Annotated in this window: 13 protein-coding genes; 10 read left to right on the top strand and 3 right to left on the bottom strand. The window is 42.5% G+C overall.

Going from position 1 to position 13,741, the window contains the following annotated elements; genetic code table 11:
* The first annotated feature begins 135 nt into the window (after positions 1 to 135).
* The 4 genes from dapB (at position 136) to F3G86_RS01010 (ending at position 3,944) form a co-directional block, all read left to right on the top strand.
* On the top strand, positions 136 to 906 hold the full coding sequence (gene dapB / locus F3G86_RS01025; RefSeq protein WP_107855942.1) for a 4-hydroxy-tetrahydrodipicolinate reductase: 771 nt from the start codon (positions 136 to 138) through the stop codon (positions 904 to 906).
* Positions 907 to 1,183: 277 nt separating this feature from the next.
* Positions 1,184 to 2,521 carry an amidophosphoribosyltransferase gene (purF, locus tag F3G86_RS01020; protein ID WP_149712427.1) on the top strand — a complete coding sequence of 446 codons (1,338 nt, stop codon included), beginning with the start codon at positions 1,184 to 1,186 and terminating at the stop codon, positions 2,519 to 2,521.
* Positions 2,518 to 3,180 carry a DUF8095 domain-containing protein gene (locus F3G86_RS01015; RefSeq protein WP_149722729.1) on the top strand — a complete coding sequence of 221 codons (663 nt, stop codon included), beginning with the start codon at positions 2,518 to 2,520 and terminating at the stop codon, positions 3,178 to 3,180. The genes purF and F3G86_RS01015 overlap by 4 nt, the downstream gene beginning before the upstream one ends.
* Before the next feature lie 113 nt (positions 3,181 to 3,293).
* Positions 3,294 to 3,944 (top strand): hypothetical protein, encoded by a 651-nt coding sequence (locus F3G86_RS01010; protein ID WP_149722728.1) that lies wholly within the window; start codon positions 3,294 to 3,296, stop codon positions 3,942 to 3,944.
* A gap of 125 nt (positions 3,945 to 4,069) precedes the next feature.
* Here the strand turns inward: F3G86_RS01010 and F3G86_RS01005 are convergent, their stop codons facing one another.
* Together F3G86_RS01005 and F3G86_RS01000 are read right to left on the bottom strand one after the other, a co-directional pair.
* Complete coding sequence (locus tag F3G86_RS01005; protein ID WP_149722727.1) at positions 4,070 to 5,227, bottom strand: double-cubane-cluster-containing anaerobic reductase; 1,158 nt, start codon at positions 5,225 to 5,227, stop codon at positions 4,070 to 4,072.
* Positions 5,214 to 5,990 carry an acyl-CoA dehydratase activase gene (locus F3G86_RS01000; protein ID WP_149722726.1) on the bottom strand — a complete coding sequence of 259 codons (777 nt, stop codon included), beginning with the start codon at positions 5,988 to 5,990 and terminating at the stop codon, positions 5,214 to 5,216. The genes F3G86_RS01005 and F3G86_RS01000 overlap by 14 nt, the downstream gene beginning before the upstream one ends.
* A 151-nt stretch (positions 5,991 to 6,141) precedes the next feature.
* On the opposite strand from F3G86_RS01000, the gene F3G86_RS00995 reads away from it, so the two are divergent.
* The 6 genes from F3G86_RS00995 to F3G86_RS00970 are packed head-to-tail and all read left to right on the top strand — an operon-like array spanning position 6,142 to position 10,571.
* Positions 6,142 to 7,494, top strand: a complete 1,353-nt coding sequence (locus F3G86_RS00995; RefSeq protein WP_149722725.1) for an MATE family efflux transporter — start codon at positions 6,142 to 6,144, stop codon at positions 7,492 to 7,494.
* 44 nt (positions 7,495 to 7,538) lie between these two features.
* A complete protein-coding gene (locus tag F3G86_RS00990; protein WP_149722724.1) occupies positions 7,539 to 8,207 on the top strand; it encodes a CsgG/HfaB family protein in 669 nt (222 codons plus the stop codon).
* Positions 8,192 to 8,596: a DUF4810 domain-containing protein gene (locus F3G86_RS00985; RefSeq protein WP_149722723.1), complete on the top strand. Its 405-nt coding sequence runs from the start codon at positions 8,192 to 8,194 to the stop codon at positions 8,594 to 8,596. Before F3G86_RS00990 ends, F3G86_RS00985 begins: the two co-directional genes overlap by 16 nt.
* Positions 8,586 to 9,263: a DUF799 domain-containing protein gene (locus F3G86_RS00980; protein WP_149722722.1), complete on the top strand. Its 678-nt coding sequence runs from the start codon at positions 8,586 to 8,588 to the stop codon at positions 9,261 to 9,263. Before F3G86_RS00985 ends, F3G86_RS00980 begins: the two co-directional genes overlap by 11 nt.
* 5 nt (positions 9,264 to 9,268) lie before the next feature.
* The gene (locus F3G86_RS00975) at positions 9,269 to 10,171 is read left to right on the top strand and encodes a DMT family transporter (protein WP_149722721.1); all 903 of its coding nucleotides are present in this window, start codon (positions 9,269 to 9,271) and stop codon (positions 10,169 to 10,171) included.
* Entirely contained in the window at positions 10,149 to 10,571 is a 423-nt protein-coding gene (locus F3G86_RS00970) for a Sua5 YciO YrdC YwlC family protein (RefSeq protein WP_149722720.1), read from the top strand. Before F3G86_RS00975 ends, F3G86_RS00970 begins: the two co-directional genes overlap by 23 nt.
* Before the next feature lie 1,066 nt (positions 10,572 to 11,637).
* Here F3G86_RS00970 and typA read toward each other — a convergent pair.
* Entirely contained in the window at positions 11,638 to 13,440 is a 1,803-nt protein-coding gene (gene typA, locus F3G86_RS00965; protein ID WP_004317297.1) for a translational GTPase TypA, read from the bottom strand.
* Between the last annotated feature and the right edge of the window lie 301 nt (positions 13,441 to 13,741).

The following is a 13,741-nucleotide window of genomic DNA, read 5'->3' as shown; positions in this document are numbered from 1 at the left end:
GGTGCGTCTAATAATTAGCAAAAAGATAATTATTAATTAAATTATAGCTACAAGTAGCCCTTTTCAAAAGCCATTTCGTAATCTCTCTATAATAAATTTTATGTTAAATTTCAACCAAAAATCAAAGGATAAATTTTGGTAAAAATAGGACTTTACGGCGCTAGCGGCAAGATGGCTCAGAGTATCATCTCTTGTTTAAAAGATGAGAAAAATGCGCTTTTAAGCGTCGCTTTTAGCCAAAAAAATGAGGTTGAAAATTTAAGCAATGAGCTTTTGACAAATGACTTTGCTAAATTTTTTGAAGCGTGCGACGTCATCATCGACTTTAGCCAAAAAGAGGCGACCGTAGCACTGCTAAACTATGCTAGAACCAACCCAAAACCACTAGTTATCGGCACGACTGGACTAAATGACGATGAGAAAAACTTGCTTCATCTAGCATCAGGCACTATGCCAATACTCTACGCAACAAACATGAGTCTAGGCGTAGCAGTGTTAAACCGCATAGCAAGGATCGCCTCGAAAGTTTTAAGAGAATTTGATATAGAGATCGTCGAGCAGCACCACAGACACAAAAAGGACGCTCCAAGTGGCACTGCGATGACCTTGGCTGGTTGCGTGGCAGAGGCAAGGGATCTAAATTTAAAAGATGTCTTAGTAACAGGCAGAGCTGGCATGGTGGGCGCAAGAAGCAAAGATGAGATCGCAGTTATGGCACTTCGTGGTGGAGACGTGGTCGGTCGTCACACGGTTGGCTTTTACAATGACGGCGAATTTATCGAGCTAAACCACACAGCAACGAGCCGAGCGACCTTCTCAAAAGGTGCGATCAAGGCTGCCATCTGGCTAAAAGATCAAAGCAGCGGCCTATACTCAATAGACGATAGCTTGGGGCTTGATGATTAAATTTAGCCTTGATGACGCGCAGAGCTACAAGCTAGAATTTGGCGATAAATTCTACCTGCCAAAGCGCGAAAAGCGCCAAAATTTAAGAGCTGACGAGTTTGATTTGAGATGATGAAATTTAGTTTTAGCGTATTTGGATTGTTATAAATGGTGCAAATAACGGAGAATGTGCCAAATTTTGGATAACACGCCACTTACAAAAAGTGTTTAGGCGTTAAAAGTGAGATCAAATTTAACTGTAAAGATGAAATTTAAAAAGATGAAAAGAGGATAAAAGATGTGTGCGATAGTTGGTATCATAAATTCTAAAGATGCGGCGAAAACGGCGTATTATGCGCTATTTTCTATGCAACACCGCGGCCAAGAGGCAAGTGGCATCAGCGTCTGTAACGACGGCGAGATCTCTACTCACAAGGGCAACGGCCTAGTCACTGATGTCTTTAATGAGGAGATCTTGAGCTCTCTAAAAGGCGACATGGCGATCGGTCACAACCGCTACGCGACAGCTGGCAAAAACTCAGGCCGTGACGCCCAGCCAATAGCCGCCAACTACGCCCTAGGTCAAATTTCTATCGTCCACAACGGAAATTTGGTCAATAAAGACGAGGTCAGAAATGAGCTTATCAAAGATGGCGCGATATTTCAGACAAATATGGACACAGAAAACATCATCCACCTCATCGCAAGAAACCACGACGAACACCTACAAGATCGCATCATCGCTGCACTTGACAAGATAAAAGGTGCTTACTGCTTGCTCGTGCAGTCACGCCACAAGACCTTTGCCATCAGAGACCGCTGGGGAGTTAGGCCGCTAAGCCTTGGTAGGCTAAAGGACGGCGGATATATCGTAGCTAGCGAGACTTGCGCGTTTGACCTTGTGGGAGCGACATTTATAAGAGATGTTAGACCTGGCGAGATGATAGTTTTTGAGCATGGCAAGAGCGAGTTTCAAAGCTTGCAAATTTTCGAGCCAGAGCCTAGAATTTGCGCCTTTGAGTACATCTACTTTGCACGCCCAGATAGCGTTATAGAGGGTAAAAGCGTCTATGAAGTGAGAAAAAAGATGGGCGAGGTGCTTGCTAGAAAGAGCAAGGTAAAGGCTGACTTTGTAGTGCCTGTGCCAGATAGCGGCGTGCCAGCAGCGCTTGGATACGCAAACGAGAGCAAAATTCCATTTGAGCTAGCCATCACCAGAAATCACTATGTGGGCAGAACCTTTATCGAGCCAAGTCAAGAGATGAGAAATTTAAAGGTCAAACTAAAACTAAACCCAATGTCAAGCGTGCTAGCTGGTAAAAGCATCGTGGTGATCGATGATAGCATCGTTCGTGGCACCACTTCTAAAAAGGTGGTCGATCTCTTAAGACACGCAGGGGCGAAAGAAATTCACTTCAGAGTTGCGTGCCCTGAGCTCAAGTATCCTGAGCGATACGGCATCGACACACCAAGCTTTGAGGAGCTAATAAGCGCCAAAAAAAGCGTCGAAGAGGTCAGAGAGTACATCGGAGCTGATAGCTTGGAGTTTTTAAGCATTGATGAGCTTAAAGAGAGCATAGGCAACGAGAGAAAGTACTCGCTTGTTAGCTTTGATGGTGATTACTTCATAAAATGAGAAATTTAGTAGTTTTGCTGTTAGCAATACTCTTTTTTGCAGGCTGCTCGCAAAAGATACCTAACAAAAAGGATGAAATTTCCATCATGGTGAGCTACTTTGAGCTTGGTGGCGAAAAGCAGCAACTACTAATCAAAAATATGCCAAATTTGGCTGATAAAAATGCCAGCGTGCCATTTTTTGGCATGGTAAATTTTCTTGATCAAAATAGAACTACAAGTGCTTATTCTCTCATAAATGGCGTTATAAACGTCATTGAAGCAGATAGTGCCTCTATAAATTTAAACAAAGCTGGTGATGTTTTAGCTCTTAAAAAATCTAGCGAGATAAGGTTTTACGAGATAAGGCCTGACGTGGTTGAGAGTGTTAAATTTAGATCACCAAATGGCGTTTGCGGTGAGTTTTTGGCTCAAAAGCCAGTTTTTGTAAATGCGGCCACCAACTACTACTTAAGAGATGATAGCTTTTTTGCAAGTTTTATCGAGGCAAAATTTGTTTATAAAAAGGGGGCAAAGATTCTGAAAAAGGAATTTGCTTACAACATATCTGAGCCTAAAATCCTAGACGAAGCCAAAGAATTCACACAAAAACCAAACCAGCTTTTTTTAAACGATATGCAAAAGCTTGGCAGACTGCTTGACATACTCTGCACCTTCTAGCAAGCACTCAGACATTAAATTTATACTTTTTCATGGGCCTGCACCCTTTTAAAATTTATTTTAAGTATGGGGGGGGGTAGAATGCCTTTTTAAATCAAAAAGGAGATATCAAGATGAAAAAGCAAATTTTAGCTTCGGTCTTAGCCAGCGTATTGGCCACAAGTAGCGTATATGCTTGGGGCTTTGGGAGTAGCAAAGAAAAACCAAATTATGATTATAGCGCTGATAAAAAGCTTATAGAAACCAATACACAAAAAATTGGCACTGAAAAAGCAAAATATTGGTGCTTAGATCAAGGTAACGACCTAGGTTGTTTAGCATTAGAAAGGTTAGAGGCTTTAAAGAGTAAAGATCTTAAAAAGGTTATAAATTATTATGAAAAAACTATTCCAGAGTATTGTTATGATAAAAAATTTGCTCCAGCATGCAATATACCAGCTCTTGATTTGATAAAATGGAAAATAGTTTATTTTGCAAAGAAAGATGGAAATACTAAATCTATTTATTCTGACTATGCAAAAGCACTTTCTGAGTCAAAAGCAGATGTAAAAATGCTTGAATATGGCTGCAATGAATTAAAAAGCGCCTATATATGTAGAGATCTACGTGACATGTATAAAAATTTAGGCGATAGAGAAAAAACAAAAGAATATAACGACAAAATGAAAAATGGCGATGAAAAATGGAATTCTGTTCTTTATGACTATCAGCACATGAGATATATAAATAGCAATAACTCTGCATGGTGGCTCTTGCTCGATTAAGCAAGCCAAATAATAAATTTCATTCGCTTTAGCTGACTTGTAAATTTAGTAAATTTCACTGCATTTCAAGTCAGCTATTTTAAATTTAAAGCTAAATTTAGCCCCCCTGCTCTTATAAATTTATCCTAAAGCATCTCTATAAATGCCTCGAGCCTTGTCTTGATCTGCCCAGCATCGCTCGTAGAAAAGTCCGTCTCGAGCGCCATATAGGGCGTATCTACCTCGTTGCACGCCCTTTTTATATTAGCAGTTTCGACGTTGTAGGTGTGACAGGCTTGCAACACAACGTCGATAACGCCGTCAGCCTTGTACTCTTTTATCATCTCTTGCAGCACCTTTTCTCTATCTTTATTTGGCGACATGATCGAGCAAGGTATAGCCATGTAGCGCTTTGCTATGGCGCTGATTGGATCGTCGTTTTCATCGACAAGGTTGCTAAAGTTTTTAGTTCCAGTGCAGTTTTCGTAAGCCACCACGACGCCGCCTGCCTCTTCTATGGCTGGCACGATCTTGTCATAGACCCCGCCACTTGGACAGCCTGTGATGATGATGCGTTTGGCGTCCTTATGCACGGGTGAAATTTTGTCCCTCACGCACTCTTTTAGCTTATTTACGATGATCTCAAGGTCGCTTATCTGCTCGGCTTTATCAAATATAAAGCCATTTCCATATAGCAGTGCGTGCAGCTCTTTGCCATTCATCGGTGGTGGCGTTAGCTTCATGAAATTTTGAATTTCCCCCATCAACTCTCGCTCTTTGTTAAATAGCCTGATAGAGTTTCTAAGCTCCTCGTCGCTCACTTTTACGTCAAATTTAGCCTCCAGCCGCTCCTTTAGCTCCCTAACCTCATCTTGCCAAAGCTCTAGGCTCTTTTGGCTCTTGAAATGTGGCAAGTGCATGACGTGGACGTCTTTAAACTCACCCATTAGCTCATACATCTTTTTCTTGCCGTCGCACGTCGTTTCGCCGATAACGATATCAGAGTTTCGCACAAATGGGCACTTGTTTGCCTTGGCAAAGCCATAGCTTGCCTTTATGAGCGGACAGAGGTTTTTAGGCAGGTACTTTTCGCCCTCGACCACTGCGTTATCGCCAGTAGCGCAGACACTCACGCTATAGGCATTTGCTGCGTGGATGAGCTCTCTTGGCGTGTAGGTGCAAAATATCGCTGCGATCTTTTGGCCACTATTTTTGACCGCTTCGACGTTTTGGGCTAAATTTTTCTTAGCGCTGTCATAGGTAGCGAAAATTTCGCTCAAATTCATGTTCTCATTTATTGCCATCTTCTCTCCTTAAATTTCTTATCCCTGCAAGGCCAGCGCCGATCGCACCGCAGTAGATCGCATCTTTGTGCGTGGTGACGCTAGCTTGCAAGCACGCTTCTAAATTTTCTCTCACATACTCGCTCTTACTAAAGCCACCGCTTAAAAAGTAGCTCGTATTTGCCTGTTTTTTGACCAAATTTGAAATTTTATTTATAGCTGAGGCGATCACCGCTTTTGCGATATTTTCTCGTGAGACGTTTTGAGCGATAAGGCTTATGATCTCAGACTCCGCAAAGACCGTACACATCGAACTTATGGCGATATCTTTGTCGCTATTTTTAGCAAGGCGTGTAAGCTCATCAAACCTAACTCCAAGGCGGTTTGACATCACTTCAAGAAATTTACCAGTGCCGGCTGAGCATTTATCATTCATCGTAAAGTCCGCCACTGCGCCATTTTCAAGCTTGATGGCCTTCGTATCTTGGCCGCCCACGTCAATAACGGTGCAGTCACTTTTGCAAAAGTAGTGCGCCCCAAGCGCGTGACAGGTGATCTCAGTAAGCGTTTTATCAGCGTATGGCACCGAGACTCTGCCATATCCAGTCGCTACAAAATAAAGCTCGCCAAGGCCTAAAGCTAAAACTCGCTCTTTTATAAGCATGGCCGTATCTGCGCTGCTCCAGCCAGTCGGGAGTAAAAATAGCTCCTTTATCTCGCCGCTAGCTTCCATGACTGCTACTTTTGCAGAAGTTGAGCCTATATCGATTCCGATTGAGTGCATTTTGTATCCAAAAAAGGTCTTTCTAAAACTTAGAACTGCCGTGATTTTACTCCCTTTAAGACAAATTTGTCAATAAATAAGACCCAAAATTTATAGCCTTTTCACCTTTTAAAATTTATAATTTACCCACACTTTACAAAGGGGATGAAATTTGAAAAATTTGACAAACAAGCAGAGATTTTTCTCAAATGCCGACCTTACAAGGCTATTTTTCCCTATCGCCGTAGAGCAGTTTTTGGAGTATAGCCTAGGGCTTGCTAACTCGCTAATGGCGGCAAGCGTTAGCGAAAGTGCGGTAAGTGCGGTGAGCCTTGTGGAGTTTGTCATGGCGCTATTTATTAGCATATTTACCGCTATAGCCACTGGTGGCTCGGTGGTCGCTAGCCAATATCTAGGTAGCAAACAAAGTGGCAACGCCAGAAATACCGCCGATCAGCTAGTTTGGTTTAGCCTAATTTTCGCCATCTTTATAGCCATTGCCATCATCCTTTTAAAAGACCTCATCTTAGATAAAGTCTTTGGCGATATCGGCGAGCAAGTGAGGAGCGATGCTAGCCACTACCTCGTTTTCTCCGCCATTTCAGCGCCCTTTCTAGCCCTCTATGCAGCAGCTGCGGCGATCTTTCGCACGATGTCAAACGCAAAGCTGCCTATGTATATCATGGCGGCTGCAAATTTACTAAATGTGCTGCTAACTGCCATTAGCATCTACACATTTCACACAGGGGTGCTTGGTATCGCCATTAGTACGCTCATAGCAAGAGCGATCGCTTGCTTTGTCATCGTCTATCTGCTACTTGATATCAAGCTAAAACTTCACATAAGAAAGAGCCTTGTCTATAAATTTGACTACGAGATCATCAAGAAAATTTTAAATATCGGCGTGCCTTATGGCTTTGAAAATTCGATGTTTTACGTGGGTCGCATCATCGTTTTGAGCCTTGTTTCGCTCTTTGGCACGGCAAGCATCGCTGCAAATGCCGTGGGCGGGACGATCGTGATGTTTCAGGTGCTCCCAGGCATGGCGATAGGCACAGGTCTAAGCGTCGTCGTGGCTAGATGCATCGGCGCAAATGACTTTAATCAGGCTAAATTTTACGTGAGAAAATCGATGCTAAGCATCTACATCGTGCAGCTTTTTAGCACGGCTGTTGTTTTACTACTTCTTGAGCCGCTGCTTCACGTTTATAATCTCTCAAGCGAAGCCATAAATTTAACAAGGCAGATCGTCTGGTATCACGGCATCGCGATGTGCCTTATCTGGCCGCTTGCCTACACCTATCCGACCGTTTTTCGAGCTGCTGGAGACGCAAAATATCCGATGATAGTAAATTTAGCCTGCATGTTTGCCTGCAGGATCGTGCTAGCTTATATATTTGCGCTCACGTTTGATCTTGGCATGATAGGCACTTGGTTTGCGATGTTTGCCGACTGGGCGGTAAAGGCGGTGCTCTTTGTGCGCAGATACGCAAATGGTACGTGGATGAAATTTCGAGCCATTTAAAAAAAAGTAGTAATATACACACGATTTTGTCACAAAGGATAAAGATGAAAAATGTTTTAAAATTTAGTGCAGCTCTAGTAATCGCAGCGCTTTTTGCTGGATGTGCAAGCGAGAGCTCAAGAGTGGTAGAAACTCCAAAAGTAGCAAGCTACGGCTCAGTTTATAACGGCAAAAAAGTCTCAGTTTCTATTGGCCGCTTTAATAACCAATCAGCCTATCAAAATGGCGCCTTTAGCGACGGTGAGGATAGACTTGGCAACCAAGCTCAAAGCATCCTAATCACAAATTTACAGCAAAGCGGTAGATTTTCAGTGCTTGATAGATCAAATATGTCAGTCATCAAGCAAGAGAGCGAGCTAAGCAAAGAGGCTCAAAATTTAAAAGGCTCAAGATACGTCATAACTGGCGATGTGACTGAGTTTGGCCGTAAAACAACAGGCGATCACGAGCTATTTGGCATACTTGGCAAAGGTAAAAAGCAAACCGCCTACTCAAAGGTAAATTTAAACGTTGTTGATACAAAAACGGCTGAAGTTGTATATTCAGTTAGCGGCGCTGGCGAATACACCCTCTCAAACAGAGAGATCATCGGCTTTGGCGGCACCGCAGGATACGACTCTACGCTAAATGGCAAGGTGCTAAGCCTAGCGATAGTTGAAGCGGTAAATAACCTAGTAAATGGCATAGAGAGCGGAGCATGGCAAGTAAAATAAAGCTTGCCTGCCTTGGCGCTCTTGCGCTCGTGCTAGCAGGATGTAGCAACGCAAGTGGTCCAAGGTCGCTTTACTACTGGGACGGCACATATAGCAGCTCGCTATATAGCTATCTAAGCGAAGATGGCGACGCAACTGAGCAAATTTCACGCTTAGAAAATTTAGTGCAAAACTCAACTCAAAGGGGCTACAAGGTTGCCCCTGGGCTATACGCGCACCTTGGACTTTTATACTTAAACAACGGAAATTTAGGCGCTGCAAATGCAAATTTTGACAAAGAGGTGCAAAATTTCCCAGAGTCAAGAGAATTTATAAATTTCATCAAAGGCTCTAAAAATTTAACCCCGAAAAAGCAGAGCAAAAAAGAGGGAGCAAAAGATGGAAAATAGCCTGAAATTTATAGCTGTGACGCTTCTTGCGCTGTTTTTTGCGGGTTGTTCTTTAAAAGAGCCTGAGCCATACGACTACTCAGCCTTTTTACAAAAAAAGCCACGCTCCATCTTAGTGCTAATGCCAACAAACGATAGCACCGAGGTTGCTGGCTCAGCGGCCGTTCTAGCTAACTCAGTAGCCCCACTTAGCGAGGCTGGATACTATGTATTTCCAGTGGCTCTTGTAAATGATACATTTAAGCAAAATGGCATCACTGAGCCAGGCGAGATAGCAGCCGTGCCACTAAATAAGCTTGATAAAATTTTTCACGCCGATAGCGTGCTTTACATAAATATAAAAGACTACGGCACAAGTTATGTCATCGTCTCTAGCTCGACAAAGGTCGTCCTTGAAGCAAAGCTAGTCGATATAAAAAGTGGTGCGACACTCTGGCAGGGCGAGGCAGAAGCCGCAGAGGATAGCGGGAGCGGGCAAAACAGCCTGCTTGGCATGCTAGTCTCAGCTGTCATCACGCAGGTGGCAAACACCATCTCAGATAGATCGTACGACCTAGCAGTAAGGGCTGATGCCTATCTCTTTTCAAGAAACTGCCGCGATTGCATACTTTATGGGCCATATTCGCCGCACTACGGCAAAGACGCCCAGCTACATAAAGATAGATAAATTTAATGTCCAGCCATCAACTTGGAGTGCTTCTTACGCTAGTTGGTGGCGTACTTTGGGGATTTAGTGGAGTTTGCGGGCAGTACCTCTTCTCGCAGGGCATAAGCGCTGATTTTTTAGTACCTTATAGGCTCTTGCTAGCTGGCTCATTTATCGTGCTCTACTACGCTTTTAAGGCTCCAAAGGCCGTTTTTGCGCCACTTACTGACATAAAACTGCTAGCAGAGCTTCTTATATATGCCATACTTGGGCTCATGATGACGCAGTATGCTTATTTTTACTCGATCGAGCTCTCAAACGCCGCAGTTGCGACAGTTATTCAATACACAGCCCCAGTTCTCATCCTAGCCATCATCTGCCTAAAAGAGAGGCGAGCGCCAAGGCCACTTGAAATTTTGGCACTACTCTGCGCGATGCTTGGGGTCTTTTTCCTAGCCACACACGCTCAAATTTCAGTCCTTGTCATCTCACCAAAAGCGCTATTTTGGTGCTTAGTAAGTGCTGTTTGCGTCTGCGTTTATAGCCTTGCTCCAACAAGACTAAACGCCAAATACTCCGTAGCTCTGACCATTGGCTGGGGCATGGTGATAGGTGGAGTGGTGCTTTGCCTTTATATGAGAGTGTGGGAGCTCGCAGGGCTTAGTGGCACGGCGCAGTGGCTAGCATTTTTCGCCATTATCACGCTTGGCACGATATTTGCATTTAGCTTTTATATGACTGGAGTTAAGCTAATAGGTGCCTCAAAAGCTAGCATGATAGCCTGCATAGAGCCACTAAGTGCGGCCTTTTTTGGCTATTTTTGGCTTGGGACGAAGTTCGTCTTTTGGGACTTTTTAGGCTTTGCTCTCATCATATCATGCATATTTTTACTTTCAAAGAAGAGAGATGATATACCTAGCGCAAACTGATACAACGGCTGGCTTTTTAAGCAAAGACTACAAGGAGATAAACCACGCCAAAATGCGAAACGAGGGCAAACCTTGCCTCATCACGACGGCCAAATTTAGCGTTTTACGTGAGCTTGCAAGAGCGCCAAAAAAGTATAAAAATTTCATCCGTCGATCGAGAAAAACGACATTTTTATATCCAAATTTAAAGGCGATCAGGGTCGTAAAAGAGTGCGAGCATGAGAAATTTTTAACCAAATTTGACTGGCTTTACTCAAGTAGCGCAAACAAAAATGGTATGAAATTTGATGAAATTTGGGCTAGAAGCGTGGCTGATGAAGTTGTTGATGAGCACTTTTTTGAAGATATACCATCAAAAATTTATAAAATTTCAAAATCCAAACTAAAAAAGATCCGCTAGTTAAATTTGCGCCCTGCACTTTTATAAATTTAGGCAGTTTTTGTTGTGGTTTAAGGTGATAAATTTGCTAAATTTCACAGCTAGCAAGAGCGGTTTTAAAAGCTAGTTTTTTAGACAAGGTCTAAATTTAATCTACTAATTATATAAATTTAATTTACAAATATCCAAACTAAATTTAGCCCTTCACTTGCTATAAACCTCGTCCCAGACTATCTTTTTTGAAATTTAAGGTCAGCAACTTTAGCCAAGCACTAACCAATATAAATTTGAGCCAATATATAATGCCTACAAAACCAAAAAATTTATATCGATCAAAACCTACCAACTCGCATAAATTTACAAATTTAGAGCAAGAAAGGACTAAATTTCATTAAATTTAGTCTGCTTTTTCACCATAAAGCTCTCTCCAAATCCGCCTCATAGAAATTTAAATTCTGCCAACTACTGCATTCTTTTTTACTCAAGCACCAGCTGATATAAATTTGACATACAACTAAATTTACAAACCCCTAGCTTGCATAAATTTTGAGGCAAAAGTCAAATTTTATTAAATTTAGCTCCTTTTGCAAGGAGGAAAGAACCACTCATTTTGCCACAAAGTCACTCGCAAGCAAAAACACCCACAATGCAAATTTAAACAAAAATAATAGCTTTAATAAATTTCACTGCTAAAAGAGATAATTAAGCAAATTTAATAGGCCTCAAAACCAAAATTTAACCCTTTTGTAAATTCAAATAAACCAATCCACTCACCATAACTGATTGCTTTTTGCGGGCAAAAATAGTCTTTATAAAATGCAAACTACTCTATAAATTCCTCGTGACGGCATCAGATCAGGCAAATTTACTTACCAAGTATAAATTTACAAATTTAAAGCGCCAGAATCAAAAAATAGCCTTTATAAATTTACAGCAGCCAAGCCCTAAATTTGGCTAAATTTAGCCCACTCCACTTGGCATAAATAGATAAATTTACAAGCTGATTATTAAATTTGGTTTTGGGGTTTAAATTTCACTTGCTAGCCCCTTTGGCTGGCACCAAAGGGAATTTGCTAGCAAATTTTGATTATAGTTTTGCTTTTCTTTTGCGTTCTGTTGGGTCTAAATAGCGCTTACGAACGCGGATATTTATAGGCGTAACCTCAACTAGCTCATCATCTTCTATCCACTCTAGTGCGCGCTCTAAGCTTAGCTTTCTAGGTGGCACTAGCTTGATCGCATCATCGCTACCGCTTGCACGCACGTTTGTTAGGTTTTTGCCCTTGATAGGATTTACATCAAGGTCGTTTGGACGGCTGTGCTCGCCGATGATCATGCCCACATAGACTTTTGCTTGCGGATCAAGAAATAGCACACCACGATCTTGCAAGTTAAATAGCGAATAAGCAAGCGTTACGCCGTTTTCCATAGAAACTAAAGCGCCATTTGTTCTGTGCTCGACGGTGCCGCTAAGTGGTCTAAACTCCAAAAAGCTGTGGTTCATAACGCCCTCGCCTTTTGTATCAGTCAAAAACTGGCTTCTAAAGCCAATCAGACCGCGCGCTGGGATCTCAAATTCGATCCTTGTTTGGCCGTCGCCTGTTGGGTTCATAGAGACCATTTCAGCTTTTCTTTTGCCTAGTTTTTCGATGACAGTGCCTGTCGTATCATCGGGTGCATCGATAACCAAAAGCTCGTATGGTTCGCATTTTACGCCGTTTATCTCTTTTACGATGACCTCAGGTCTGCCAAGTAAAAACTCATAGCCCTCGCGGCGCATATTTTCAGCCAAAATGGTGATCTGAAGCTCGCCACGGCCGCTTACTTTAAATTTGCCCTCGCCGATGTTTTCATACTTCATCGCGATATTTGTCTTCATCTCATTTGCAAGGCGCTCATCGATCTTGTTTGATGTGACGTGTTTGCCCTCAGTGCCTGCAAGTGGGCCGTCATTTACAGAAAATACAACGCTAAGTGTTGGCTCTTCGATATGGAGCGGATCAAGCGGATGAGGGTTGTTTGGATCAACGACGCTATCGCCAACGTCAAGCGCGTCAAAGCCAGCGATCGCTACGATGTCGCCAGTGCCAGCCTCGTTTATATCGATCCTATCAAGTCCCATAAAGCCGATGAGTTTTGAAATTCTACCAGTTGTCTTTGTGCCATCAGCCTTTGCAAGCATAACGTTTTGGTTTTTAGCTATCTTGCCGTTAAAAATCCTCGCAATGCCGATCTTGCCGACGTAGTTGTCATAATCAAGCGTGAAAACTTGAAGCTGAAGTGGGTTCTCGTCGCTACCACTTGGAGCTGGTACGTGAGCTAGGATAGTCTCAAAAAGTGGCTGCATATCTTTGTTTTCATCGCTTAGTTTTAGCTTTGCGTAGCCATTTTTAGCAGCAGCATAAACAACTGGAAATTCTAGCTGCTCGTCATTTGCGTCAAGTGCGACAAAAAGGTCAAAAATTTCATTTATAACGCGGTCTGGATCGCCTGCAGGCTTATCTATCTTATTTACGACAACGATTGGGCGAAGTCCAAGAGATAGCGCCTTTTTGACGACGAATTTAGTTTGTGGCATAACACCTTCTTGCGCATCGACAAGTAGTAAAACGCCATCAACCATCTTAAGAACACGCTCTACCTCGCCACCAAAGTCAGCGTGGCCTGGGGTGTCTATGATGTTGATCTTTGTATCTTTGTAGCGAATGGCGGTATTTTTAGAAAGGATCGTGATGCCACGCTCTCTTTCGATGTCGTTGCTATCCATTACGCGCTCGCCAAGGTTTTGATGCTCGTTAAATGTTCCTGACTGCTTCAAAAGCTCATCAACCATTGTTGTTTTACCGTGGTCGACGTGCGCGATGACGGCTATATTTCGTATCTTTTCCAAATTTTTCTCCGTTTATTAGTTTGATATTTTTCGCTTCATTAGTTTTTAAATAGGGGCAGATTATAGCCAAATTTTTATAAATTTTAAGCTGATATCAAGAAATTAATTTTTGGAATAGATTTTGCATGTAAGCGTTAAGTTTTTAAATTTAAAGGGATTAAATGCAAGCTTACACAGCGAAAAACAACGTAGATTTGCTAGCTCCTGCGGCTACTAAAAAGCCTGCGGCTGCGAAGAAGTCTCAAAACAACGGCGAGTTTTTGTCGATGGTTTTGGATGCGGCTGCGAGTAAGGCAAATAG

It is taken from the genome of Campylobacter concisus, from assembly GCF_902460595.1.
Taxonomy (GTDB): Bacteria; Campylobacterota; Campylobacteria; order Campylobacterales; family Campylobacteraceae; genus Campylobacter_A; species Campylobacter_A concisus_BL.
This window is presented reverse-complemented; position numbering and strand designations above follow the sequence as displayed.

What these genes read in the sequence shown, in the direction of transcription:
- F3G86_RS01005 (WP_149722727.1), bottom strand. Translation starts at nt 5,227, where the DNA reads ATGGCAATAAATGAGAACATGAATTTGAGCGAAATTTTCGCTACCTAT.
- F3G86_RS00975 (WP_149722721.1), top strand. Translation starts at nt 9,269, where the DNA reads ATGTCCAGCCATCAACTTGGAGTGCTTCTTACGCTAGTTGGTGGCGTA.
- F3G86_RS01015 (WP_149722729.1), top strand. Translation starts at nt 2,518, where the DNA reads ATGAGAAATTTAGTAGTTTTGCTGTTAGCAATACTCTTTTTTGCAGGC.
- F3G86_RS01010 (WP_149722728.1), top strand. Translation starts at nt 3,294, where the DNA reads ATGAAAAAGCAAATTTTAGCTTCGGTCTTAGCCAGCGTATTGGCCACA.
- F3G86_RS00970 (WP_149722720.1), top strand. Translation starts at nt 10,149, where the DNA reads ATGATATACCTAGCGCAAACTGATACAACGGCTGGCTTTTTAAGCAAA.
- F3G86_RS00980 (WP_149722722.1), top strand. Translation starts at nt 8,586, where the DNA reads ATGGAAAATAGCCTGAAATTTATAGCTGTGACGCTTCTTGCGCTGTTT.
- F3G86_RS01000 (WP_149722726.1), bottom strand. Translation starts at nt 5,990, where the DNA reads ATGCACTCAATCGGAATCGATATAGGCTCAACTTCTGCAAAAGTAGCA.
- purF (WP_149712427.1), top strand. Translation starts at nt 1,184, where the DNA reads ATGTGTGCGATAGTTGGTATCATAAATTCTAAAGATGCGGCGAAAACG.
- F3G86_RS00985 (WP_149722723.1), top strand. Translation starts at nt 8,192, where the DNA reads ATGGCAAGTAAAATAAAGCTTGCCTGCCTTGGCGCTCTTGCGCTCGTG.
- F3G86_RS00990 (WP_149722724.1), top strand. Translation starts at nt 7,539, where the DNA reads ATGAAAAATGTTTTAAAATTTAGTGCAGCTCTAGTAATCGCAGCGCTT.